At 63.5% G+C, this 20,272-nt stretch carries 20 protein-coding genes; 8 read left to right on the forward strand and 12 right to left on the reverse strand.

What is annotated here, in order from left to right:
* The first annotated feature begins 109 nt into the window (after positions 1–109).
* The 3 genes from htpG to L0U82_RS05290 all read left to right on the forward strand — a co-directional run bounded on the left by htpG (position 110) and on the right by L0U82_RS05290 (position 3,394).
* Complete coding sequence (htpG, locus tag L0U82_RS05280; RefSeq protein ID WP_233828971.1) at positions 110–2,008, forward strand: molecular chaperone HtpG; 1,899 nt, start codon at positions 110–112, stop codon at positions 2,006–2,008.
* A gap of 193 nt (positions 2,009–2,201) precedes the next feature.
* Positions 2,202–2,918, forward strand: coding sequence for a chorismate--pyruvate lyase family protein (locus L0U82_RS05285; protein WP_233828972.1), 717 nt, complete (start codon positions 2,202–2,204; stop codon positions 2,916–2,918).
* The gene (locus tag L0U82_RS05290; RefSeq protein WP_233828973.1) at positions 2,918–3,394 is read left to right on the forward strand and encodes a DNA-deoxyinosine glycosylase; all 477 of its coding nucleotides are present in this window, start codon (positions 2,918–2,920) and stop codon (positions 3,392–3,394) included. Before L0U82_RS05285 ends, L0U82_RS05290 begins: the two co-directional genes overlap by 1 nt.
* Positions 3,395–3,473: 79 nt before the next feature.
* On the opposite strand, the gene L0U82_RS05295 is transcribed toward L0U82_RS05290, so the two are convergent.
* From L0U82_RS05295 to L0U82_RS05325, 7 genes are all read right to left on the reverse strand, one after another.
* Positions 3,474–3,968, reverse strand: coding sequence for a GNAT family N-acetyltransferase (locus tag L0U82_RS05295; RefSeq protein ID WP_233828974.1), 495 nt, complete (start codon positions 3,966–3,968; stop codon positions 3,474–3,476).
* Complete coding sequence (locus L0U82_RS05300) at positions 3,959–4,360, reverse strand: cupin domain-containing protein (RefSeq protein ID WP_233828976.1); 402 nt, start codon at positions 4,358–4,360, stop codon at positions 3,959–3,961. Before L0U82_RS05300 ends, L0U82_RS05295 begins: the two co-directional genes overlap by 10 nt.
* Positions 4,361–4,441: 81 nt before the next feature.
* Positions 4,442–5,269: an AraC family transcriptional regulator gene (locus L0U82_RS05305; protein ID WP_233828977.1), complete on the reverse strand. Its 828-nt coding sequence runs from the start codon at positions 5,267–5,269 to the stop codon at positions 4,442–4,444.
* A gap of 163 nt (positions 5,270–5,432) precedes the next feature.
* Entirely contained in the window at positions 5,433–6,143 is a 711-nt protein-coding gene (locus tag L0U82_RS05310; RefSeq protein ID WP_233828978.1) for a GGDEF domain-containing protein, read from the reverse strand.
* A gap of 6 nt (positions 6,144–6,149) precedes the next feature.
* A complete protein-coding gene (locus tag L0U82_RS05315) occupies positions 6,150–6,539 on the reverse strand; it encodes a DUF1987 domain-containing protein (protein ID WP_233828979.1) in 390 nt (129 codons plus the stop codon).
* A gap of 23 nt (positions 6,540–6,562) precedes the next feature.
* Positions 6,563–7,132, reverse strand: a complete 570-nt coding sequence (locus L0U82_RS05320) for a SiaB family protein kinase (RefSeq protein WP_233828980.1) — start codon at positions 7,130–7,132, stop codon at positions 6,563–6,565.
* Position 7,133: 1 nt separating this feature from the next.
* On the reverse strand, positions 7,134–8,372 hold the full coding sequence (locus L0U82_RS05325) for a SpoIIE family protein phosphatase (protein ID WP_233828981.1): 1,239 nt from the start codon (positions 8,370–8,372) through the stop codon (positions 7,134–7,136).
* Between the two features lie 497 nt (positions 8,373–8,869).
* Here L0U82_RS05325 and L0U82_RS05330 point away from each other — a divergent pair, with 497 nt between their 5' ends.
* Positions 8,870–11,110, forward strand: coding sequence for an NADP-dependent isocitrate dehydrogenase (locus L0U82_RS05330; protein ID WP_233828982.1), 2,241 nt, complete (start codon positions 8,870–8,872; stop codon positions 11,108–11,110).
* Between the two features lie 92 nt (positions 11,111–11,202).
* Here L0U82_RS05330 and L0U82_RS05335 read toward each other — a convergent pair whose 3' ends face one another.
* The 3 genes from L0U82_RS05335 to L0U82_RS05345 form a co-directional block, all read right to left on the reverse strand.
* Positions 11,203–11,937 carry an OmpA family protein gene (locus tag L0U82_RS05335; RefSeq protein WP_233828983.1) on the reverse strand — a complete coding sequence of 245 codons (735 nt, stop codon included), beginning with the start codon at positions 11,935–11,937 and terminating at the stop codon, positions 11,203–11,205.
* Positions 11,938–11,951: 14 nt separating this feature from the next.
* Entirely contained in the window at positions 11,952–12,716 is a 765-nt protein-coding gene (locus tag L0U82_RS05340) for a flagellar motor protein (RefSeq protein ID WP_233828985.1), read from the reverse strand.
* 67 nt (positions 12,717–12,783) lie between these two features.
* Entirely contained in the window at positions 12,784–14,037 is a 1,254-nt protein-coding gene (locus L0U82_RS05345) for a Crp/Fnr family transcriptional regulator (RefSeq protein ID WP_233828987.1), read from the reverse strand.
* Positions 14,038–14,258: 221 nt separating this feature from the next.
* Here L0U82_RS05345 and L0U82_RS05350 point away from each other — a divergent pair, with 221 nt between their 5' ends.
* From L0U82_RS05350 to L0U82_RS05365, 4 genes are all read left to right on the forward strand, one after another.
* Positions 14,259–15,194 (forward strand): spermidine synthase, encoded by a 936-nt coding sequence (locus tag L0U82_RS05350; RefSeq protein WP_233828990.1) that lies wholly within the window; start codon positions 14,259–14,261, stop codon positions 15,192–15,194.
* A 240-nt stretch (positions 15,195–15,434) separates the two neighbouring features.
* On the forward strand, positions 15,435–15,674 hold the full coding sequence (locus L0U82_RS05355; RefSeq protein ID WP_233828991.1) for a DUF3311 domain-containing protein: 240 nt from the start codon (positions 15,435–15,437) through the stop codon (positions 15,672–15,674).
* Positions 15,674–17,224, forward strand: coding sequence for a monocarboxylate uptake permease MctP (gene mctP, locus L0U82_RS05360; RefSeq protein WP_233828992.1), 1,551 nt, complete (start codon positions 15,674–15,676; stop codon positions 17,222–17,224). The genes L0U82_RS05355 and mctP overlap by 1 nt, the downstream gene beginning before the upstream one ends.
* 175 nt (positions 17,225–17,399) lie before the next feature.
* Positions 17,400–18,524, forward strand: a complete 1,125-nt coding sequence (locus L0U82_RS05365; protein WP_233828993.1) for an FUSC family protein — start codon at positions 17,400–17,402, stop codon at positions 18,522–18,524.
* Positions 18,525–18,576: 52 nt separating this feature from the next.
* On the opposite strand, the gene L0U82_RS05370 is transcribed toward L0U82_RS05365, so the two are convergent.
* Together L0U82_RS05370 and tal are read right to left on the reverse strand one after the other, a co-directional pair.
* The gene (locus L0U82_RS05370) at positions 18,577–18,996 is read right to left on the reverse strand and encodes a VOC family protein (RefSeq protein WP_233828994.1); all 420 of its coding nucleotides are present in this window, start codon (positions 18,994–18,996) and stop codon (positions 18,577–18,579) included.
* Between the two features lie 297 nt (positions 18,997–19,293).
* The gene (tal, locus tag L0U82_RS05375; RefSeq protein ID WP_233828995.1) at positions 19,294–20,247 is read right to left on the reverse strand and encodes a transaldolase; all 954 of its coding nucleotides are present in this window, start codon (positions 20,245–20,247) and stop codon (positions 19,294–19,296) included.
* Positions 20,248–20,272: the final 25 nt, after the last annotated feature.

The following is a 20,272-nucleotide window of genomic DNA, read 5'->3' on the forward strand; positions in this document are numbered from 1 at the left end:
CGTCCCCATGTTGGCGAACGATCCGGCGCGCCCTGACCATCATTGAACCAGGCCCGAACTCCGGTTCGCCGCCGCCCGACCCCCATTCGAAACAGAGAGGAATCCGACCGTGGCACAAGAAACCATGAGCTTTCAGGCAGAAGTGAAGCAACTTCTGCAACTGATGATCCATTCGCTGTACAGCAACAAGGAAATCTTTCTGCGCGAGCTGATCTCGAACGCGTCCGACGCGGCCGACAAGCTGCGCTTCGAAGCGATCGAAAACAGCGCGCTGTACGAAAACGATCCGAACCTGCGGATCCGCGTGTCGTACGACAAAGCCGCGCGCACCATCACGATCGACGACAACGGCATCGGCATGAGCCGCGACGAAGCGATCTCGAATCTGGGCACGATCGCGCGCTCGGGCACCAAGGAATTCTTCGGCAAGCTGTCAGGCGATCAGCAGAAGGACGCAGCGCTGATCGGTCAGTTCGGCGTGGGTTTTTACTCGGGCTTTATCGTCGCCGACAAGATCACCGTCGAAACGCGCCGCGCCGGTTTGCCGGCTTCGGAAGGCGTGCGCTGGGAAAGCGCGGGCGAGGGCGATTTCGCGGTCGAGCAGATCGAGCGCGCCGCGCGCGGCACGACGATCACGCTGCATCTGCGTGCCGATGAAGACGAACTGCTGTCGTCGTATCGGCTGAAGTCGATCATCCAGAAGTACTCGGACCACGTCGCGCTGCCGATCCTGATGCAGAAGGAAGAGTGGGACGCGGAAAAGAGCGAGATGGTCCTGAAGGACGAAGACGAGACCGTCAATCAGGCCAGCGCGCTGTGGACCCGCGCGAAGAACGACATCACCGAAGAGCAGTACAAGCAGTTCTATCAGCACATCTCGCACGATCATCAGGATCCGCTGACGTGGACGCATAACCGCGTCGAAGGCCGCAGCGAATATACGCAGCTGCTGTACGTGCCCGCGCACGCGCCGTTCGATCTGTGGAACCGCGAGCAACGCGGCGGCCTGAAGCTGTACGTGAAGCGCGTGTTCATCATGGACGACGCCGAGCAACTGCTGCCCACGTATCTGCGTTTCGTAAAGGGTGTGGTCGATTCGGCCGATCTGCCGCTGAACGTATCGCGTGAAATCCTGCAGGAAAGCCGCGACGTGAAGGCGATTCGCGAAGGCGTGAGCAAGCGCGCGCTGTCGATGCTCGAAGAGTTGGCCAATGCGGATAACGACGCCGACAAGGAAAAGTACGCCGGCTTCTGGAAGGAATTCGGCCAGGTGCTGAAGGAAGGCATCGGCGAAGACTTTGCCAATCGCGAGCGGATCGCGAAGCTCGTGCGCTTTGCGTCGACGCATACCGGCACCGCCGAACAGACGGTTGCGCTCGCGGACTACGTCGCGCGCATGAAGCCCGAGCAGACGAAGATCTACTACGTGACCGCCGATACATGGCAGGCCGCGGCGAACAGCCCGCATCTGGAAGTGTTCCGCAAGAAGGGCGTCGAAGTGCTGTTGCTGACCGATCGCGTCGATGAGTGGATGCTGTCGTACCTCAACGAATTCGACGGCAAGCCGCTGCAAAGCGTCGCGCGTGGCGATCTCGATCTGGGCGCGTTGAACGACGAGGAAAAAGAGGCGCAGGAGAAGATCGGCGAAGAGTTCAAGCCGCTCGTCGAGAAGATGAAGGAAGCGCTGAAGGACAAGGCGAAGGACGTGCGTCTGACGTTCCGCCTGACCGATTCGCCGTCGTGCCTCGTGGCCGACGATGGCGAAATGAGCGGCTATCTGCAGCGTATGCTGAAGGCCGCGGGTCAGCAGGCGCCGGACTTCCATCCGATCCTCGAAGTGAATCCGGAGCACGCACTGGTGAAGGGCTTGCATGCGGACAGCGCGAATTTCGACGACTGGTGCCATCTGCTGTTCGATCAGGCGATGCTGGCCGAAGGCGGTTCGCTCGAAGATCCGGCGAGCTTCGTGAAGCGGACCAATGCGTTGCTGCTGTCGCGCGCGGGTTGAATGCCGGTTTGAGTTCGAGTCTGCGTGACGGGCGTCGTTGTCGTCGTGACGCTCGTTACTGACGAGTTGAAAAAAGCGCTGCTTCGGCAGCGTTTTTTTTGCACATCGCGCGCACAACGGGTCGGATTGCGTTGCGCGATAGCGAGTCGCGGCGACCAAACCCCGACCAACCACGCCGCTATAATCCGACACCATGCCTATCCGTTTCGATCCCGCCGATACTCATTGGCGCGTTGCCTCCTCGCCCAGCTGCAGTGCTGCCCAGAAAGACTGGTTGACCCGTGGTGGTTCGCTGACCGCGCACTTGCGCGCGCTCGGCGCGGTCACGGTGCGCGTCACGCGCGAGACCGTCGCGCTGCCATGGCCCGACGAAGCCGCCCCGCTCGGACTTGCTCCGCGCGCGCCGGTGTGGGTGCGCGAGGTGGTGCTGTCGGTGGATGGCGTGCCGTTCGTCGCCGCGCATAGCGTGACGCCGCGCGCGGCCAGCGCCGGCGTGTGGCAGGCGACGCGGCGGCTGCGAACGCGACCGTTGGCGGAACTGCTGTATAGCGATAGCAGCGTCGCGCGCTCGTCGCTGGTGAGCCGGCGGGTCGGGGCGCGGCATCCGTTGTATCGGCTGGCCGTGCGTGAGCTTGCGGGCGACAACATTCCTCATGTTCTCGTCGCGCGCCGCTCGGTGTTCGAGCGTCACGGAGAGCCGTTGATGGTGACCGAATGCATGCTGCCGGCGTTGTGGGAGCATCTGGCTTCGATTTCGATGCGCGGGGCTGGAGCTGCGCAGAAGACAGGTGTCAATGCGGACCACGTCGCGCATGCGCATGCACGCATACGTGAGCACGGTCGTCCGCTCGAGCACACCGCATCGCGCGCGCATGCCGCGTCGCGCAGCGCCGACGACAGGAGCCGCTGATGTTGCGCGGCTTTCCGCCGGTTATCGCGGCCAATACGCACACGCTGATTCTGGGCAGCTTTCCCGGCGAGGCATCGTTGGCCGCGACGCAGTATTACGCGCATCCGCGCAACCAGTTCTGGCGTCTTCTCGGCGCGGTGCTGGACGAGCCCGCGCTGCACGAATTGCGCTACGAAGAGCGCCTTGCTTGCGTACTGACACACGGGATCGGCATCTGGGATGTGCTGGATGCGTGCCACCGTCAGGGCAGCCTCGACTCGGCGATCCGTCATGCACAGCCGAACGACTTCGCGTCGCTGCGCGAGCATGCGCCGGTGCTGAAGAAGGTCTGCTTCAACGGCAAGACGGCGGGGCGCTTTGCGCCGGTCATCGGCGCGGCAGGCTATCAAACGCTCGTGTTGCCGTCGTCGAGTCCGGCGCATGCCGCGCTCTCTTTCGAGCAGAAGCTGCTGGTGTGGCGCGAGATTGTCTGCTGAGCGCGACGCACAGCAAGATCGTCTCGCCGATCGCGACTCTTCGCTAAGGCAGAACTGTCAGCCTGCCATGCGCCCGCCGTCAAAGCGCCAATGCAAGAAACTGCGTCCCCTCAACCGGATTGGCGTAATACGGCGCGATTTCGACGAACCCCAAGCGCTGGTAAAGGCGCCGCGCGAACGCGGTTTGCGGCACCGAGTCGAGCACCAGTGTCGTGAAGCCCAATGATTTCGCCTTGCGGATCACCGACGTCATCAGCGTTTCGCCGAGACTCATCCCTCTGAATGCATCGCGAACGAAGAGCCGCTTGACTTCGGCGGTCTGCGCGTCATGGCGCAGCAGCCCCGCGCAGCCGGCGAGTTCGCCGCCGGCATCGGCGACGAAGAACATGCCGGATGGCAACGTATAGACCTGTTCGAACGCGTCCATTTCGGCTTCGAAGCCACGGTACGACAGATCCAGATCCAGCCACGCGACGTACTCGCGGATCACCGCGACGAGCTTGCGCGTATCGGCGGGGAAAACGGCTTCGCGCACGACCGGCAGCGGCATTTGCAGTGTGGCTGTCAGATCCATACGTCGTTTTCGGCGGTTCTTTCGTTGGTCGAATCGCCGGTGTTGACGACGCCGCGCGGCTCGATCAGCAGCAGCTTCACTTCGGATTCGGCATACGGCTTGTGCTCGACGCCCCGTGGAACCACCGCCATTTCTCCGGCGGCCAGTTCGATCGAGCGGTCGCGGAAGTCGATGCGCAAGCGGCCTTCGAGGACGATGAAGGTTTCGTCGGTGTCGGCATGCCGGTGCCAGACGAAATCGCCGGAAATTTTCACGACCTTGAACTGGTAGTCGTTCATTTCGGCAACCACGCGCGGCTGCCAGTGGTCGTTGATCTGACGGGTCTTGTCGAGCAGGTTGATCGTTTTGTATTGGCCGCGTTGCTCGGGTGTCGGCTGGGAATCGCTATGCATGATGGCTCCGTTCGGGTGATACCTGCAACAGAGCTTAGTGCCGCCGCCGACGCGTGTCTTGAACGATCGTGCAAGCCTGCGCTAGCCGGTGCGCGCGCCGTTCATCATCGCGAGCCAACGCGCGGGCGGAATTCCGTACGCGTGGCGAAAATGCCGGGTCATGTGGCTCTGGTCGGCGAAGCCGGCGGCCGCAGCAGCATCCACGAGCGACACGCCGTGCAGCATCATCGCGCGCGCTGCTTCGAGCCGGCGCATCACCAGGTAGTGATAGGGACTGGTGCCGTAAAACGTCCGGAAATCGCGCGACAGGCTCCAGCGGTCCTGTCCGCTCACGGCGGCAAGCTCTTCCAGCGTGACGGCGCGGGTGCTCGAAGCGTGCAGATATTCCCGTGCGCGCCGCGCCGCGGCGAAATCCGCGGACTTGCGCACGGTTCGTGCGCTCGATGCGCTATCCAGTGCCAGCGCGAGGCCGGCGAGCGCGTCGTCGCGTTCGAGCGGCTCGGCATCGCCGCGCATCTGGCGCAGCGCGGCCTGCGTCGCTTCAAGGAGCCGCGGATCGTTCGTCACGCCTCCTTCGACGAAGGGCAGCGGCCGGCCTCCGAGCACGTCCTGAATCGCGGCAGGCTGCACGTAAATCATCTGATAGCGGAATCCCTCTTGCGTGCCGGCCTGACCGTCGTGCAGTTCGTCGGGATGCAGCACCATCGTCTGTCCGGGCAGGCTCGCGCGCAGGCCGCGCCGGTAGTGGAAGCACTGAACGCCGGCGAGGGTCAGGCCGATCGCATAGGTGTCGTGCCGATGCATGGAGTACGCGTTGCCGTGGAAAAAGGCTTCGATGCGTTCGACTCCACTGCTGGATTCCGAACGGGAAATCCAGTCGGATTGCAGTTGCTTGATGTCGCCGTTCATGACGCTCTCCGGCCTCTCTGGCTGATTGGCGGAAAATTTCGAGATAGGGGGATTGTACCGAGGCGAAACGTTTGCGCGCCTGGCGTGCGCGATAGCTCGACGAAAGTCGGCTTTGGGTTGCCGTCACCGCATCCGGAGCCCGGATTCGGCTTGGCGTTTGTCGTCAGCGGGCGCCGACGACCCGGTCGCGGCCGGTGCGTTTGGCGACGTACAAGGCTTCGTCGGCGAGGCGATAGGCTTCGTCGTAGCTCGCGCCGCACGCGTTCCAGCTGACGCCGAAACTGGCCGTGACCTGGCCGGCCGATAGCGAGCCGAAGGCCTTCTGGGCGATGTGCAGACGCACGCGCTCGGCCACCTTGACGCCTTCGGCCAGATCGATACCCGGCAGCAGCACGGCGAATTCCTCGCCACCGAGGCGGCCGAATATCGCGGTCTCGCCCAATGCCTGCCTCAGACAGTCGACCAGCTCGCAGATCACCATATCGCCGACCGGATGGCCGAAGGTGTCGTTGATGCGCTTGAAGTTGTCGATGTCGAGGATCACGACGGCGAGACTGTCGCGAGTCAGTATGGCCGTGGCCTGCTCGATGACGGCACCGCGATTGAGCGCGCGAGTCAGGCTGTCGTGCCGGACGCGGAAGCCCAATTCCTGCGCGAGCTCCTGCAGCCGCTGATTGAGCCGGTTCATTTCCAGCTCTTCGCGATCGCTGCGACGGATCAGCCGGCGCGTTTCGCGCATCAGCCGTTCGTAGTGCCCGATCAGTTGGCCGAGGGCGTCGCGGTAACCCGTCGCGCCGGCCTCGGTGTCGTCGAATACCACTCTGGCGCTAGCCAGGATCTTGCTCTCAAACTCGAAAAGATCGGTTTCCGCCATGGAAATTCAGCCGCTCGTGGTTGCGTGGCTAACAAACTCGATGTTGTCGAAATCGGCATGCAACTCCTGGCCGAACTCCAGCATGGTTTCGTCGTCGACATCGTGGAACCAGTTCAGCAGGATCCGGTTGCCGTTCTGCGCAGCCTCGTTGAGCGCATCGAACATGCTGAACAGCATCTTGGTACTGGAGCTGTTGAAGTACGTCAGCGCCACGTTGACCGTCACGCTGGCCGACGTGCAAATGCCAAGATATTCGCGTAGCCGGGAAATCACTTCGCCGTAGAACATCGCGGCGTTTTCAGGATACGACTCGCCTTTCAGCGATAAGGTATGCCGCTCGAAATCGAAATTCACCTCCGGCGAGGTCGGGGTGGCGGCAAGTAGGAGGTTCTGCATCACATCTCTCGATTTGAATTCACTCAGATGATGGCCGTCAGGAAAAACATGGTCGTCGCGGAATTCGCGGCGATCGGCAGGAAGTTGTATTCCAGTGGCGCACTGGCATCACGGGCCATGGTCAGAAAACCGAGGCCCGCGCCCTTGCTGTGTTCTGGTGTTTCGGCGCGCAACGTTTCCTTGTACGCGTGCTTGATTTCTTCCAGCGTCATATGGCGCAGCGGCTCCAGCGTTTCGCGCAGATGCTCGACGCGCGACGTATCCACGGGATTTGAACACATCAACCGGTGCTGGCCATCGACGAGGCTGATGCACACCGAACCGTGGCGCAACTGGTTGTCGTTCTGGTCTTCGGCGGTCAACGAATCCGACGAATAGTGGACGATGTTCTGGGCCATCTCCACGAAGGAGGAGAACAGCTTGCGGCGCTTCACGTTATCGACACCAGAGGCCGTCAATTGTAACCGTACCGCGTCCGACATCGCTGCAATGATGTTCTGCGAGAAATAGCCGACGTAGTAGAAGATCACCCGATGTTTGCGAGCGGTGTCGAAGAAAGCTTGATAGTCGGTATCGATTGCGGCGTTGGTCATATCAGGATTCCAGAACGCGAAAACAGAAAACGGTGAGATCATCGCGGCGGCGTTGATCACCCTTCCAGAGGTGGTATTGATCGAGCACGGCCCGGCTCAGCGAGGCCGCCGGCGCATCGCGGTTGGCAACGATCGCGTCGCGGATGCGGCGCTTGCCGAAGGCGATCTCCTTGGGGCCGCCGATCTGGTCGACCAGTCCGTCGGTGCTGGCGAAGATCACGGTGCCCACGTGAGTCTGGATCGTATGGTTGGCCCACACGAAATCCATGTCGCTGTCGACATAGCCGACCCCCGCGCGCTCGCCGTCGACGGTGCCGATCGCGGCCTCATCGGGGTGCAGCACGAACAGCCAGCTGCGGGCGCCGGCGAAGGTCAGGCGCTTGGTGGCATTGTCGAACCAGAAAAAAGCGGCGTCCATGCCGTCGTCGGACTCGGGGGTTTCGGCGCTGCCTTCGAACTGGCCGAGCATCTGTTTGATGCCGCGGTTGACCGCCATCAGCAGCGCGGCGGGGTCGCGCGGCCCTTGCCGCTCCAGCGCCTGGCCGAGAATCGACGACGATATCAGCGTCATGAAGGCGCCCGGTACGCCATGGCCGGTGCAATCGGCGACCGCGGCGAACCAGCCATCGTCGAAACTGGCGAAGTGGTAGAAGTCGCCGCCCACCACGTCGCGCGGCTCCCACACCAGGTTCGCGTCGGGCAGCGTCCGCGCCAGCGCGCTGCGCGAGGTGCGCAGCATCGCGCGCTGGATATTGCTGGCGTAGTCGATGCTGTGCATGATCTGCCGGTTGCGCTCGGCCTGCGTATCGGCCACGAGGCGCATCAGATGCAGACCCAGTCCGATGCCCAGATAGCGACCCTCGCGCGCGATGATGAAGCCGTCGGACAGCGCCTTTTCACCGAACTCGACCGCCTTGAACGTCAGCGCCTCCAGACTCGTGGCGGCGTCGACCACCAGCGGCTCCTTGTCCATGAAGGCGATGCAGCTCTTGCGGTTATAGAGTTCCTGATAGAACGGCTTGCTGATCTGCGACATGAAGATCGAGCGGTTGATCAGGCCGATCGGCCGTCCGTTCTCGGTCACCGGTAGCGTGGCCATGTCCCGGTGCCGGTTGAAGACGTCGTTTACGTCCTGATTGGTCTGCTCGCTGGTCACCGATGGAACCGGGATACACAGGTCCTCGGCGCATGGTTGTCGGAAGCGGGGGCGCCCCGAGGTTTCTGCGAGCGTCTGAGACATGGCGATGCTCTTTCTCGATCAAAAATGGCGCTCGATCTTAGTCGATAGTAATGTCAATTGCGTGAATGCCGGCTGCCGCTTCGGGTCGAACGGTGCCCTTGGGCACGAATTCATCCATGCGTGCCACGCGTTCGAGCCGCACGTTCGTTCACATTGAAGCACATCAGCGGGCGTCATCGCCAGACCTGCCGGGACTTACGCCTGCACTCGCGCTAGTGCCGGACACGCGCGCGGCGCGCTCGCGCGACACCTCGACGGTACGGCAAACCCCGCTTTTCCGCGCCCCCAAAAATGAGGCAGAATCGGATCGTGCTATCCGCTGTGCGAAGCAGGCCGTCTCGTTCGCCATCCGGTTCCGCCTTCGTGAACCGCGGCCGGCGGCGCCCGTGCCGCACACCGGTTCCGCGCCCGTGTCGCCCGATCCTGATCGACGCCTACGCATCCCTCCCGGCTCACGCTTGCGGGATGCCTCCCAACTGCCTGCCCAGAGGCCAGCAATGACGACTCAGCAACCGACCATCATCTACACCCTCACCGATGAGGCCCCGCTGCTCGCGACCAGCGCATTCCTGCCGATCATCCGGGCCTTCACGGCGCCGGCCGGCGTGCGAGTCGATACCAGCGACATCTCGGTGGCGGGCCGCATTCTCGGCGAGTTTCCCGAGTTCCTGACCGATGCGCAGCGCGTGCCCGACAACCTCGCGGAACTCGGCCGCCTGACCTTGCTGCCTGAAACCAACATCATCAAGCTGCCGAACATCAGCGCGTCGGTGCCGCAGTTGACGAGCGCGATCAAGGAACTGCAGGCGAAGGGCTACAAGGTACCCGACTATCCGGAAGATCCGAAGACCGACGAAGAAAAGGCGATCCGTCAACGCTATTCCCGGTGCCTGGGCAGCGCGGTGAACCCGGTGCTGCGCGAAGGCAACTCGGACCGCCGCGCGCCCGCCGCGGTGAAGAACTACGCGCGCAAGCATCCGCATAGCATGGGCGAATGGAGCATGGCGTCGCGCACGCACGTCGCGCATATGCGCCACGGCGACTTCTATCATGGCGAAAAGTCGATGACGCTCGATCGCGCGCGCGACGTGAAGATGGAACTCGTGACGAAGAGTGGCCACATCGTCGTGCTGAAGCCGAAGGTCGCGCTGCAGGAGGGCGAGATCATCGACAGCATGTTCATGAGCAAAAAGGCGCTGCTCGAATTCTACGAAGACCAGATGGAAGATGCGCGCAAGACCGGCATGATGCTGTCGCTGCACGTGAAGGCGACGATGATGAAGATATCGCACCCGATCGTGTTCGGCCACGCGGTGAAGGTGTTCTACAAGGATGCGTTCGCGAAGCACGGCAAGCTGTTCGAAGAACTCGGCGTGAACGTCAACAACGGTCTCGTCAATCTGTACGAGAAGCTCGAGGCGCTGCCCGAATCGAAGCGCGAGGAAGTGATCCGCGACCTGCACGCGTGCCATGAGCACCGTCCGGAACTCGCGATGGTCGATTCGGCGAAGGGCATCTCGAACCTGCATGCGCCGAACGACGTGATCGTCGATGCGTCGATGCCGGCGATGATCCGCATCGGCGGCAAGATGTGGGGCGCCGACGGCCGGCCGAAGGACACCAAGGCCGTGATTCCGGAGAGCACGTTCGCGCGCATCTATCAGGAGATCATCAACTTCTGCAAGACCAACGGCAACTTCGATCCGGTCACGATGGGCACCGTGCCGAACGTCGGTCTGATGGCGCAGCAGGCGGAAGAATACGGCTCGCACGACAAGACCTTCGAAGTGCCGGAAGACGGTGAAGCACGCATCGTCGATCTGGCGACCGGAGAGGTATTGCTCACGCAGAACGTCGAAGAGGGCGACATCTGGCGCATGTGCGAAGTGAAGGATGCGGCGATCCGCGACTGGGTGAAGCTCGCGGTCACGCGCGTGCGTAACTCGGGTACGCCGGCGGTGTTCTGGCTCGACCCGTATCGTCCGCACGAGGCGGAACTGATCAGGAAGGTTGAAACCTATCTGAAGGATTACGACACCACCGGCCTCGATATCCAGATCATGTCGCAGGTGCGCGCGATGCGTTACACGCTGGAGCGCGTGGTGCGCGGGCTCGATACGATCTCGGTCACCGGCAATATCCTGCGCGACTATCTGACCGATCTGTTCCCGATCATGGAGCTGGGCACCAGCGCGAAGATGCTGTCGATCGTGCCGCTGATGGCGGGCGGCGGCATGTACGAGACCGGCGCCGGCGGCTCGGCGCCGAAGCACGTGAAGCAGCTCGTCGAGGAAAACCATCTGCGCTGGGACTCGCTCGGCGAGTTTCTCGCGCTGGCGGTGTCGCTCGAAGAACTGGGCATCAAGACCGGTAACAACCGCGCGAAGATTCTCGCGAAGACGCTCGACACCGCAACTGGCAAGCTGCTCGACAACAATCGCAGCCCGAGCCCGAAGACCGGCGAGCTGGACAATCGCGGCAGCCAGTTCTATCTGGCGATGTACTGGGCGCAGGAACTCGCCGCGCAGACTGACGACGCCGAACTGGCCGCGTGCTTCAAGCCGCTCGCCACGCAACTGACCGCCAACGAGCAGACGATCGTCGCGGAGCTGGCGTCCGTGCAGGGCAAGTCGGTCGACATCGGCGGCTATTACCGGCCCGACTTCGACAAGCTCGATGCGGTGATGCGCCCGAGCCGCACGTTGAACGACGCGCTCGCGGCGATGTCGGCGCAGTGAGGTGCGGTGAAACGCGTTTTAAGCGCGCCTGGAACGCGCTTAAAACGCGCTGAAATCGGAGGAAGGGGAGCCGCCCGCCGGACGTGGGCGGCTCAATACTGCACGACGATCGCGACCCGCCGGTTCGCCGCGCGTGCCGCCGCATCATCGCCCGCGACCAGCGGAAAGTTGTCGGCGCGCCCGATTGCGGCCAGCCGATGCGGCTCGACGCCGCGCTCGACCAGATACCTGACCACCGCGCCCGCGCGAGCCGACGACAGCTCCCAGTTCGACGCGTACTTTGCGGTCGAGATCGGCAGGTTATCGGTATGGCCTTCGACCAGCACGTCGCCCACCGGAGCCTGTTGTAGCACCTGCGCGATCCGGTTCAGCACGTCGAACGACGCCGGCAGCAGCCGCGCATCGCCGGCATTGAACAGGATCTTCGCGTTGACGCCGATTTCGACGCCGTGCGGCACGTCCGTCACCGTGATCTGCCCGTTGTCGCGCAACGCCGCGAGCAATGCATCGAGTTGCTTACGCGTATCCTCGCGCGTGGCGGGCGTCCGCGAGGCGGCCGGCGCGTGCGTTTGAGTCGTCTTCGACTCGAGCGTCTGATATCTGAGTTCCAGTTCCTTCGACTTCGCCAACTGCAACACATAGAGCGCGAGAAACAGCACCATCATCGTGGTGACGAGGTCCGCGTAAGAGATCAGCCACCGTCCCGCCTGGGTGCCGTCGCCCCCGTCGCCGTCGTTGCCTCTGTAGTTACTTCTGTGCTCGCCCCGATACTCGCGGCGATCATCCGTGCCGCTCGCGCCATGTTTGCCGCCAGACGTCGTTTGCATAACGCTGATCCGTTCTAAGCCAGCGACTCGGCCGCGCGGGCGCGCACCTCGCCCGTCAGGCGCGTTTCGATCGTGTGCGGCGACTCCTTGCGCGAAATCGCCAGCAAGCCGTCGAGATAAAGCCGGCGAAACCGCACCTCGCTATCGACCTGCGCCTGCAGCTTGCCGTACAGCGGCAGAAAAACCAGGTTCGCGAGCGCGAGCCCATACAGCGTCGCGACGAAGGCGGTCGCGATCCCCGAGCCGAGTTGCGCGGGGTCGAGAATATGATTCGTGACCTGGATCAGGCCCAGCACCGAGCCGAGAATCCCGAACGTCGGCGCATAGCCGCCCGCCTGCTGCCACACGCGCGCGGCCGCCATGTGATTGCGCTCGTACGCATCCAGCTCGCGTTGCAGCGCATCTTCGAGCACCGCGGTCGATACGCCGTTCGCGAGCAGTTCGAGCCCGCGCCGGGCAAACGGATGAATGCCGCTGACATCCATCGATTCGAACGCGAGCAGGCCGTTGAGCTTCGCCTGATCGCCCCATTCGAGCAGGTCCGCGAGACTCTTGCGGTCGACCCGCCGCGCCTTCGTGAACGCGAGCCCCAGTTGCTTCAGCGCATCGAAGAAACGCGCCCACGTGTTCTGGATCATCACCGCGCCGAGCGTGCCGCCGAGCACGATCACGAAGGCCTCGAGCTGGAACAGCGTCTGGAAATGGCCGCCTTCGAGCGCGAAGCCGAAGACGATCGCGGCGGCGCCGAACAGCACGCCGAATAACGTCAGCAGATCCATGCTGGTCTCCGTACGGCACCACGATCGGCGCGCAGCGCCGGTAACTCACGGCTCGACGTCAGGCCGCTCATAGCCCGGCATCCTGCTGCCGCGGCGGGCGTGGCGCGGGCGGCGCCTTGAGCGCCTTCACCGCATCGAGCAGCCGCGTTTCGATGTCGCCGATTTCGACCGCATCGAGCTTGATGTCGCGCCGCATCACCCACGACACCTCGTTTCTGCGCACTTCAGTCATTACCGCCAGCAGGCGCTCCGCGACCGGCTGACCATCGATGCTCGCCAGCAGCTTTGCGAGGTCGTACGTATCGAACGCGCTGATGGCGTCGAACAGCGTGCGCTGGTCGACGAACGCGAGGTCGTCGAGCGAGTTCAGCTCGCCAGCCCGGCGCGGATTGCGCCGCGAGAAATACGAGACGCCCTGCTTCTCGACATAGGTCAGCACCTTCGACTTGCGGAACGCGAAGACTTCGTCGGCGATTTCACCGTGCGACAGCTTGTTCAGAATGACGGTCTTCTCGACGCCGATCAGCGTTTCGAGATCGGTCAGCTCGATCAGTTCGAGTTCGGTGCTGACCGCGATGTCGAGGTCGCCGTCCGCGACCTGCTGCGCGCGATCGACGATCCGCGCGGCGTCGAACGTGACGACCTGGCGCGCGGCCGCGCCGTCGTACGCCGCGTATTCGTTCGATACGTGAGTCAACTGGCCGGGCTGAGCGGCCTCGATCGTCACGAGGTTGAGCTTTTCCATCCGCTTGAGCATCGCCATCACGTGCGGCCGCGAATGGCCGGCGATCGCGCGGCATTTCCTGATCACTTCGACGAGCGGCACCGAAGTTTCGCCGGCCTGCGCCTGCATCGCGCGGCGGCCCCATTCGTCATTCGCGTCGCGCCGCTCGCCGTTCGACATCAGCGTCAGCACATGCGCGTACGACAGCACGCCCGGCATGAAATCCGCATGCGTGTAAGTTGCGAGCTGATCGTCCTTACGCTTGACGCGGCGGACCAGCGTGCGCGTGATGTGACGCAGCAACGGCGATACGCGCTCGATTTCGTCGTCGAGCATGCTGGCGGGCACGACAGTCAGTTGCGTGAACGTTAGCGCTTTCGCGGTGTTGTTGCGCGGCTCCGCGCCGAGCAACGCGGCTTCGCCGAAGAATTCGCCGCGGCCCAAGGTCGCGACGACGACCTTCCTGTCGTCGCAGCGGGTGGAGAGTTCGACTTTGCCTTCGGTAATCAGAAAGACGACAGGCTCGCCGCAATAGCCTTCGGAATAGATGATCTCGCCGGGTGCCGCTGTACGCGACCACGACTGTGGACGACTCAAGGTAAATCCCCCGCAACGCTATATATATTTAATTTCGACTGCGCGACGCGTGCGACGTATGCGATGCATCGGCCGGCAGCCATTCCCCGTATATCGGGTTTACGACCGCCGGGCCGAACTCTTTAATATGCCGGGCCGCGCGCGGCCCGTCTGCGTCGGCCGCGCCGGATGCTATGCTCTCGTTCGTCCAAAAATGGCGCCGTTCGGCGCGACTTCCTCACATGACCACACTGATCAAGCGCGCATCGGCCGAGGCGCGCGCTTTCCGTAACCGGGACGCCGACGCCATCGGCGGCAAACAGAAGATGGCGCGCAAGGCCCCGCGTCAAAACGCGCGCAATGACCACCGCGCGGACGACCACGACCTCGCCGACGCACCGCAAATCGAAGCGCCGCGCAAGCCGCGTTTCGCGCCGGTGACATTCTCCGAAGAAGGCGGCGTGCGCTTCCTGCATTTCGGCACCGAATGGGTGCAAGGCGCGATGCGTCTGCGCAAGCCCGATCACATCGAACTCGAATACGCGCAGCAGATGATGGCCTGGCTGCTGTTTCTCGAAACGCCGAAGCGCATCGTGCAGCTTGGCCTCGGCGCGGCGTCGCTGACCAAATTCGCGTATCGCTTCCTGAAGCGCGCGAAGGTCGAGGCCGTCGAGCTGAATCCGGCGGTCGTCGTGGCCGCGCGCACGATGTTCGAGCTGCCGTACGACGACGCGCGCCTGACGATCCACGAGACCGATGCGTGGGACTTCGTCAACGACAGCGCGAATCACGGCACGATCGGCGCGTTGCAGATCGACGTCTACGATGCGACCGCGCGCGGTCCGGTGCTCGACAGCGTCGGTTTCTACCGCGCGGCACGTGCATGTTTGACCGAAGCGGGCGTCGTCACGGTGAATCTGTTCGGCGATCATCCGAGCTTCGTGCGCAACATGAAGCGTCTGAACGAAGCGTTCGACGGCCGCGTGGTCGCGCTGCCGGAAGTCCATGACGGCAACCGCATCGCGATCGCGTTCTCGGGTCCGGCGCTCGACGTGCCGTTCGCCACGCTCGACGCCCGCGCGAAACTGATCGAAGCGCAGCTCGGCCTGCCGGCGCGCAAGTGGGTCAAGGGACTGCGGGAATCGACCGGACAGACCGGCGCGTCGTTCACGGTCTGAGCGAGCGTTTTCGGCGTCCGCGGCTTCATCCGGAGCGCATCGCCAGCGTGTTTTCCGCGCCGCGGCTGGCTGTTGCGCCTCGGGTCGTCCCTGCTTGACCGGGCGTTCGCCGCTCCTATACTCTTTCGAAACTTTCGGGGTGCCCGTGGCGATCCGCGGGCTGACCACCCGCTATGAGTTCCACTCCCGTCGACCACGGGCAGATAAATCCAAAATAGATTCACAGGAAGAGGAGACGTCATGGCTCACGACGCCGACGCGAAAAAGGCCAGCAAGCACTGGCTATGGCTATTAGTGCTACCCTGGATCGCGATGATCTGGGTCCCGTCCTACAACCGGGTCGAGCCTTTGCTGTTCGATTTCCCGTTCTTTTACTGGTACCAACTGCTTTGGGTGTTGATCAGCGCGGTCATCACCGCGTTCGTTTACCACAAGACTAAATCCCGCTATTCGGGCCGTTCCCAAGGGGGCGCGCAATAATGAACCCCATTGCAACTTTCGTCTTCGTTCTGTTTTTCATCGGCGTCACGATTCTCGGCTTCGTCGCGGCTCACTGGCGGCGCGGCAATCTGGCCCATCTGGAAGAGTGGGGCCTCGGCGGGCGGCGCTTCGGCACGATCGTCACGTGGTTCCTGCTCGGCGGCGACCTGTACACCGCCTATACGTTCGTCGCGGTGCCGGCGCTCGTGTTCGGTGCGGGAGCAACCGGTTTCTTCGCATTGCCGTACACGATCCTGATCTATCCGTTCGCGTTCGTGGTGTTCCCGAAGCTGTGGAGCGTCGCCAAGCGTCACGGCTATGTGACCTCGGCTGACTTCGTGTCGGCGCGCTACGGCAGCCGCATGCTGGCGCTCGCGATCGCCGTGACCGGCATCGTCGCGACGATGCCGTACATCGCGCTGCAGCTGGTCGGTATCGAGGTGGTGATCGGCGCGCTCGGTTTCGATACGACCGGCTTCGTCGGCGATCTGCCGCTGATCATCGCGTTCGCGATCCTCGCGGCCTACACGTACACGTCGGGCCTGCGCGCGCCGGCGATGATCGCGGTGGTCAAGGATATTTTGATCTACGTGACGATCTTCGCCGCGATCATCGTGATTCCGCCGCAACTGGGTGGCTTCGGCCATATCTTCAGCGTGGTGCCGCCGGCCAAGCTGCTGCTGAAGTCGCCGGACGTGTCGAGCCTGAACGGCTATAGCGCGTACGCGACGCTGGCGGTGGGCTCGGCGCTCGCGCTGTTCCTGTATCCGCACTCGGTCACCGCGGTGCTGTCGTCGAAATCGGGCAATACGATCCGCCGCAACATGGCGCTGCTGCCGGCTTACTCGCTGGTGCTCGGCCTGCTCGCGCTGCTCGGCTTCATGGCACTCGCGGCCGGCGTGAAGGACATGCCCGAGTTCGCGCCGTACTTCAAGGCCTTCGGTCCGAACTTCGCGGTGCCGGCGCTGTTCCTGCACTTCTTCCCGTCGTGGTTCGTCGGCGTCGCGTTCGCGGCGATCGGTATCGGCGCGCTGGTGCCGGCGGCCATCATGTCGATCGCGGCGGCGAACTTGTACACGCGTAACGTGCACAAGGAGTTCATCAACCGCAACATGACGCATGAGCAGGAGACCAACGTCGCGAAGCTGGTGTCGCTGATCGTCAAGGTCGGCGCGGTCGCGTTCATTCTCGGTCTGCCGCTTACGTACGCGATCCAGCTGCAACTGCTCGGCGGGATCTGGATCATCCAGACGCTGCCGGCGATCGTGCTGGGCCTCTATACGCGCGTGCTCGACTACCGTGGTCTGCTGATCGGCTGGGCGGTCGGTATCGCAACCGGCACGTGGATGGCGATTTCGCTGAAGCTGGCCGGCTCGATCTTTACGATCCACCTGTTCGGCATGGCGGTTCCGGGTTACGCGGCGGTGTGGTCGCTGATCGTGAACCTCGTGGTGTCGGTGGTCGTGAGCCTGATCGTGCGCGCGGTCGGCATGCGCCACGGCGAAGACAGCACGAGTCCGGAAGACTATCTGGACATGGTCGAAAGCTGATTGGCGTGCCGCTTGAGTGATGGCTGCCAAATGCGGCCTCCAGCAAGCGGCCTTCAAAAAGCAGTGTTCGAAAAATGCAGCGCCCGCGGACGAAAGTTCGCGGGCGTTTGTGTTTTCGGGGCACTCCAGGGCAGGATAGCGGAACCGTCCTTTCACGCGTTCGTCGCGCGCCACCATGGCTGCAGCCGATAGTCCCACCGTGATTCCACGCCGCGCGGCGCTCAGCCGGATGGTGCGCGCGGTGACGTCGCCGTACTACCGCTACCGGCACGCGAAGGTGCTGCACAGCGTGCGCGTCGGTCTCGCGATGATCGCGTCGATCCTCGCGACGTCGGGCATCGATATTCCGCATGGCATCTGGTCGTCGGTGACGCTGCTGGTCGTGATCGGCGGCTTGCAGCATCACGGCAATATCCGCAAAAAGGCGGCCGACCGGGCGGCCGGCACGCTGCTCGGCGCATCGATCGGTCTGCTGCTGATCGTCCAGCAGCACTTCATCGGCTCGCTGCCGCTGACCTATGTGCTGATGTCGATCGTCGCGGCGATCTGTGCGTGGTTCGCGATCGGCTCGGCCGGCTATATCGGGCTGTTGACCGCGATTACGATGTGCATCGTCGCGGGCCACGGCGACAATCTGATCGACACCGGCTTGTGGCGCACGCTGAACGTGCTGATCGGCATCGTGATCGCGCTGGCGTTTTCATTCGCGTTTCCGCTGCACGCGACGTACTCGTGGCGTTACGGCATCGCCGCCAATTTGCGCGAATGCGCGGGCATCTATGCACGGCTGCTCGACGGCGAGACGATCTCCGAGGAAGAGCAGGTCAAGCACTTCCTGCAGATCAACAAGCGGCTCGTGCAGCTGCGCTCGCTGATGCCATCGGTCGCGAAGGAAATCGACCTGCCGCAAGCGAAGCTCGAAGAGATCCAGCGGCTGCATCGTTCGGTGCTCAGTTCGCTCGAACTGCTCGCCACGGGGCCGCTGATGCATGCCGATGCGGCCGCGCGTGCCGCTTACGCCGCGCATTGCGGCAACGAGGTGCGAGCGGTGCGGGCGATTCTGCTGTCGACGGCGCGCGCGCTGCGCTTTGCCCGTCCGCCGCGACTCGGCATTCCGGCCGCAGCACCGCTCGCGGCGGGGCACGCCGATACCGCCGCCGGTTTGCCGCCCGAATGGCAGGGGCCGTACTGGCTCGGTCAGCGGCTCGCGGAGCAGGTCGACCGGCTGCGCGCGCTATTGCTCGAAACCGAGTCGAACTGGAATATCGAGCAGCATGGACGGAGTCCGCGCGGCGCGTAGCGGGTTGCTTCGCGCGCCAAGCGCGGGCTTGACCTTAGGACGTCCCAGCGCTTCAGACCTGCGGCGGCAGCGTGACCATCCACATCAGGCCGAAGCGGTCCACCACCATCCCGAAGCCTTTGCTCCAGAACGTCTGCCCGAACGGCATCACGATCTGACCGCCGTCGGCCAGCGCGTTGAAGCATTTTTCCGCCGACGCGTTGTCTTCGATCGTCAGCGACAGGCTGAAGCCGTTGAACGGACCCGCCGCGGGGTCGCAATTGCCATCGGAGGCCATCCATGTGCTCGAACCCAACTGCACGGTCGCGTGCATGATCTTGTCCGCGAGTTCGGGGCGCGGCGGGTTGTGCGCGTCCGGCGGCGCTTCCTTGAACAGCATCTTGAAGACCACCTGCGCACCGAGTTTTTCGGTGTAGAAGTTCAGCGCTTCCTCGCAGCGGCCATTGAAAAACACGTAGGGCTGTAGGTTCATGATCGTCTCCTGAAGGGGCTCGCGTTGCGTCGGCGCCGTCGTGGCCGGGGCGAGCTTGCGGTGCGGCCAGCGCGTGCAATCGATTGTAGTCGCGTGTCGCGCGTGGATTGTGACGTTATGTCGTAGGACGTGACGGCGGCGCGGTTCTGGCGCACATGGGCTACGCGTGCGTGGCGTCGTAAACGGCGGGCGGCCCCGAACCGTCAGATTCAGGGCCGCCCGTGGTGCGGTTTTATCGAGCGGATCGTGCGTGAAAGACGCGACTCACGCGCGCGATCCGCGCGTACCTGTCACGCTTTAGCGCAGCGCGTCGATCAGCTTTTCCAGCTTCACGGCGTCCGCGGCAAACGTGCGGATACCTTCGGCAAGCTTTTCGGTCGCCATCGCGTCGTCGTTGACGAGGAAGCGGAACGACTTCTCGTCGACCGGCACGCGCTCGATGTCCGCGTCGCCCGACATCTGCGGCGACAGCTTGCGCTCGATCTTGTCGGTATTGTCCTGCAGCTTCTGCAGCAGGTCCGGGCTGATCGTCAGCAGATCGCAGCCGGCCAGTTCGAGGATCTGCTCGGGTGTGCGGAAGCTCGCGCCCATCACCTCGGTCTTGTAGCCGAACTTCTTGTAGTACGCATAGATGCGGCGCACCGACTTCACGCCCGGATCGTTGGCGCCGCCGTCTTTCGCCTCGTCCCACGCGCTGCCGGCGCTTTTCTTGTACCAGTCGTAGATCCGGCCGACGAACGGCGAGATCAGTTGCGCGCCGGCTTCCGCGCAGGCCGCGGCTTGCGCGAGCGAGAACAGCAGCGTCATGTTGCAGTGGATGCCTTCCTTCTGCAGCACTTCGGCCGCGCGCACGCCTTCCCACGTCGACGCGAGCTTGATCAGCACGCGGTCGCGCTCGATGCCGTGCTCCTTGTACAGCGCGATCAGCTCACGGCCTTTCGCGATCGATCCTTCGATGTCGAACGACAGACGGGCATCGACTTCGGTCGACACGCGCCCCGGGATGATCTTCAGGATTTCGGTGCCGAAGGCGATCAGCAACTGGTCGATGATCGCGCCGACCGGCTTCGACGCATGCGCCTTCACGGTCTTTTCGAGCAGCGGCCGGTAATCGTCTTTCTGCACGGCCTTCAGAATCAGCGACGGATTGGTGGTCGCGTCGCGCGGCTTGTATTGCGCGAGCTGCTGGAAGTCACCGGTATCGGCGACGACCGTGGTGTACTGCTTCAGTTGATCGAGTGCGGTTGTCATGTTCGGGCCTTCAGGGCGCGTGCGC

This window comes from Paraburkholderia sp. ZP32-5, assembly GCF_021390495.1.
Lineage (GTDB): Bacteria > Pseudomonadota > Gammaproteobacteria > Burkholderiales > Burkholderiaceae > Paraburkholderia.

Bases quoted from the DNA above. Each gene is read 5' to 3' on its own strand.
- L0U82_RS05325 (WP_233828981.1), bottom strand. From the start codon at position 8,372: ATGTCTCAGACGCTCGCAGAAACCTCGGGGCGCCCCCGCTTCCGACAA.
- L0U82_RS05335 (WP_233828983.1), bottom strand. From the start codon at position 11,937: ATGCAAACGACGTCTGGCGGCAAACATGGCGCGAGCGGCACGGATGAT.
- L0U82_RS05320 (WP_233828980.1), bottom strand. From the start codon at position 7,132: ATGACCAACGCCGCAATCGATACCGACTATCAAGCTTTCTTCGACACC.
- L0U82_RS05365 (WP_233828993.1), top strand. From the start codon at position 17,400: ATGGCTGCAGCCGATAGTCCCACCGTGATTCCACGCCGCGCGGCGCTC.
- tal (WP_233828995.1), bottom strand. From the start codon at position 20,247: ATGACAACCGCACTCGATCAACTGAAGCAGTACACCACGGTCGTCGCC.
- L0U82_RS05285 (WP_233828972.1), top strand. From the start codon at position 2,202: ATGCCTATCCGTTTCGATCCCGCCGATACTCATTGGCGCGTTGCCTCC.
- L0U82_RS05300 (WP_233828976.1), bottom strand. From the start codon at position 4,360: ATGCATAGCGATTCCCAGCCGACACCCGAGCAACGCGGCCAATACAAA.
- L0U82_RS05315 (WP_233828979.1), bottom strand. From the start codon at position 6,539: ATGCAGAACCTCCTACTTGCCGCCACCCCGACCTCGCCGGAGGTGAAT.
- L0U82_RS05355 (WP_233828991.1), top strand. From the start codon at position 15,435: ATGGCTCACGACGCCGACGCGAAAAAGGCCAGCAAGCACTGGCTATGG.
- L0U82_RS05330 (WP_233828982.1), top strand. From the start codon at position 8,870: ATGACGACTCAGCAACCGACCATCATCTACACCCTCACCGATGAGGCC.
- L0U82_RS05310 (WP_233828978.1), bottom strand. From the start codon at position 6,143: ATGGCGGAAACCGATCTTTTCGAGTTTGAGAGCAAGATCCTGGCTAGC.
- mctP (WP_233828992.1), top strand. From the start codon at position 15,674: ATGAACCCCATTGCAACTTTCGTCTTCGTTCTGTTTTTCATCGGCGTC.
- L0U82_RS05370 (WP_233828994.1), bottom strand. From the start codon at position 18,996: ATGAACCTACAGCCCTACGTGTTTTTCAATGGCCGCTGCGAGGAAGCG.
- L0U82_RS05340 (WP_233828985.1), bottom strand. From the start codon at position 12,716: ATGGATCTGCTGACGTTATTCGGCGTGCTGTTCGGCGCCGCCGCGATC.
- L0U82_RS05350 (WP_233828990.1), top strand. From the start codon at position 14,259: ATGACCACACTGATCAAGCGCGCATCGGCCGAGGCGCGCGCTTTCCGT.
- L0U82_RS05295 (WP_233828974.1), bottom strand. From the start codon at position 3,968: ATGGATCTGACAGCCACACTGCAAATGCCGCTGCCGGTCGTGCGCGAA.
- L0U82_RS05305 (WP_233828977.1), bottom strand. From the start codon at position 5,269: ATGAACGGCGACATCAAGCAACTGCAATCCGACTGGATTTCCCGTTCG.
- L0U82_RS05290 (WP_233828973.1), top strand. From the start codon at position 2,918: ATGTTGCGCGGCTTTCCGCCGGTTATCGCGGCCAATACGCACACGCTG.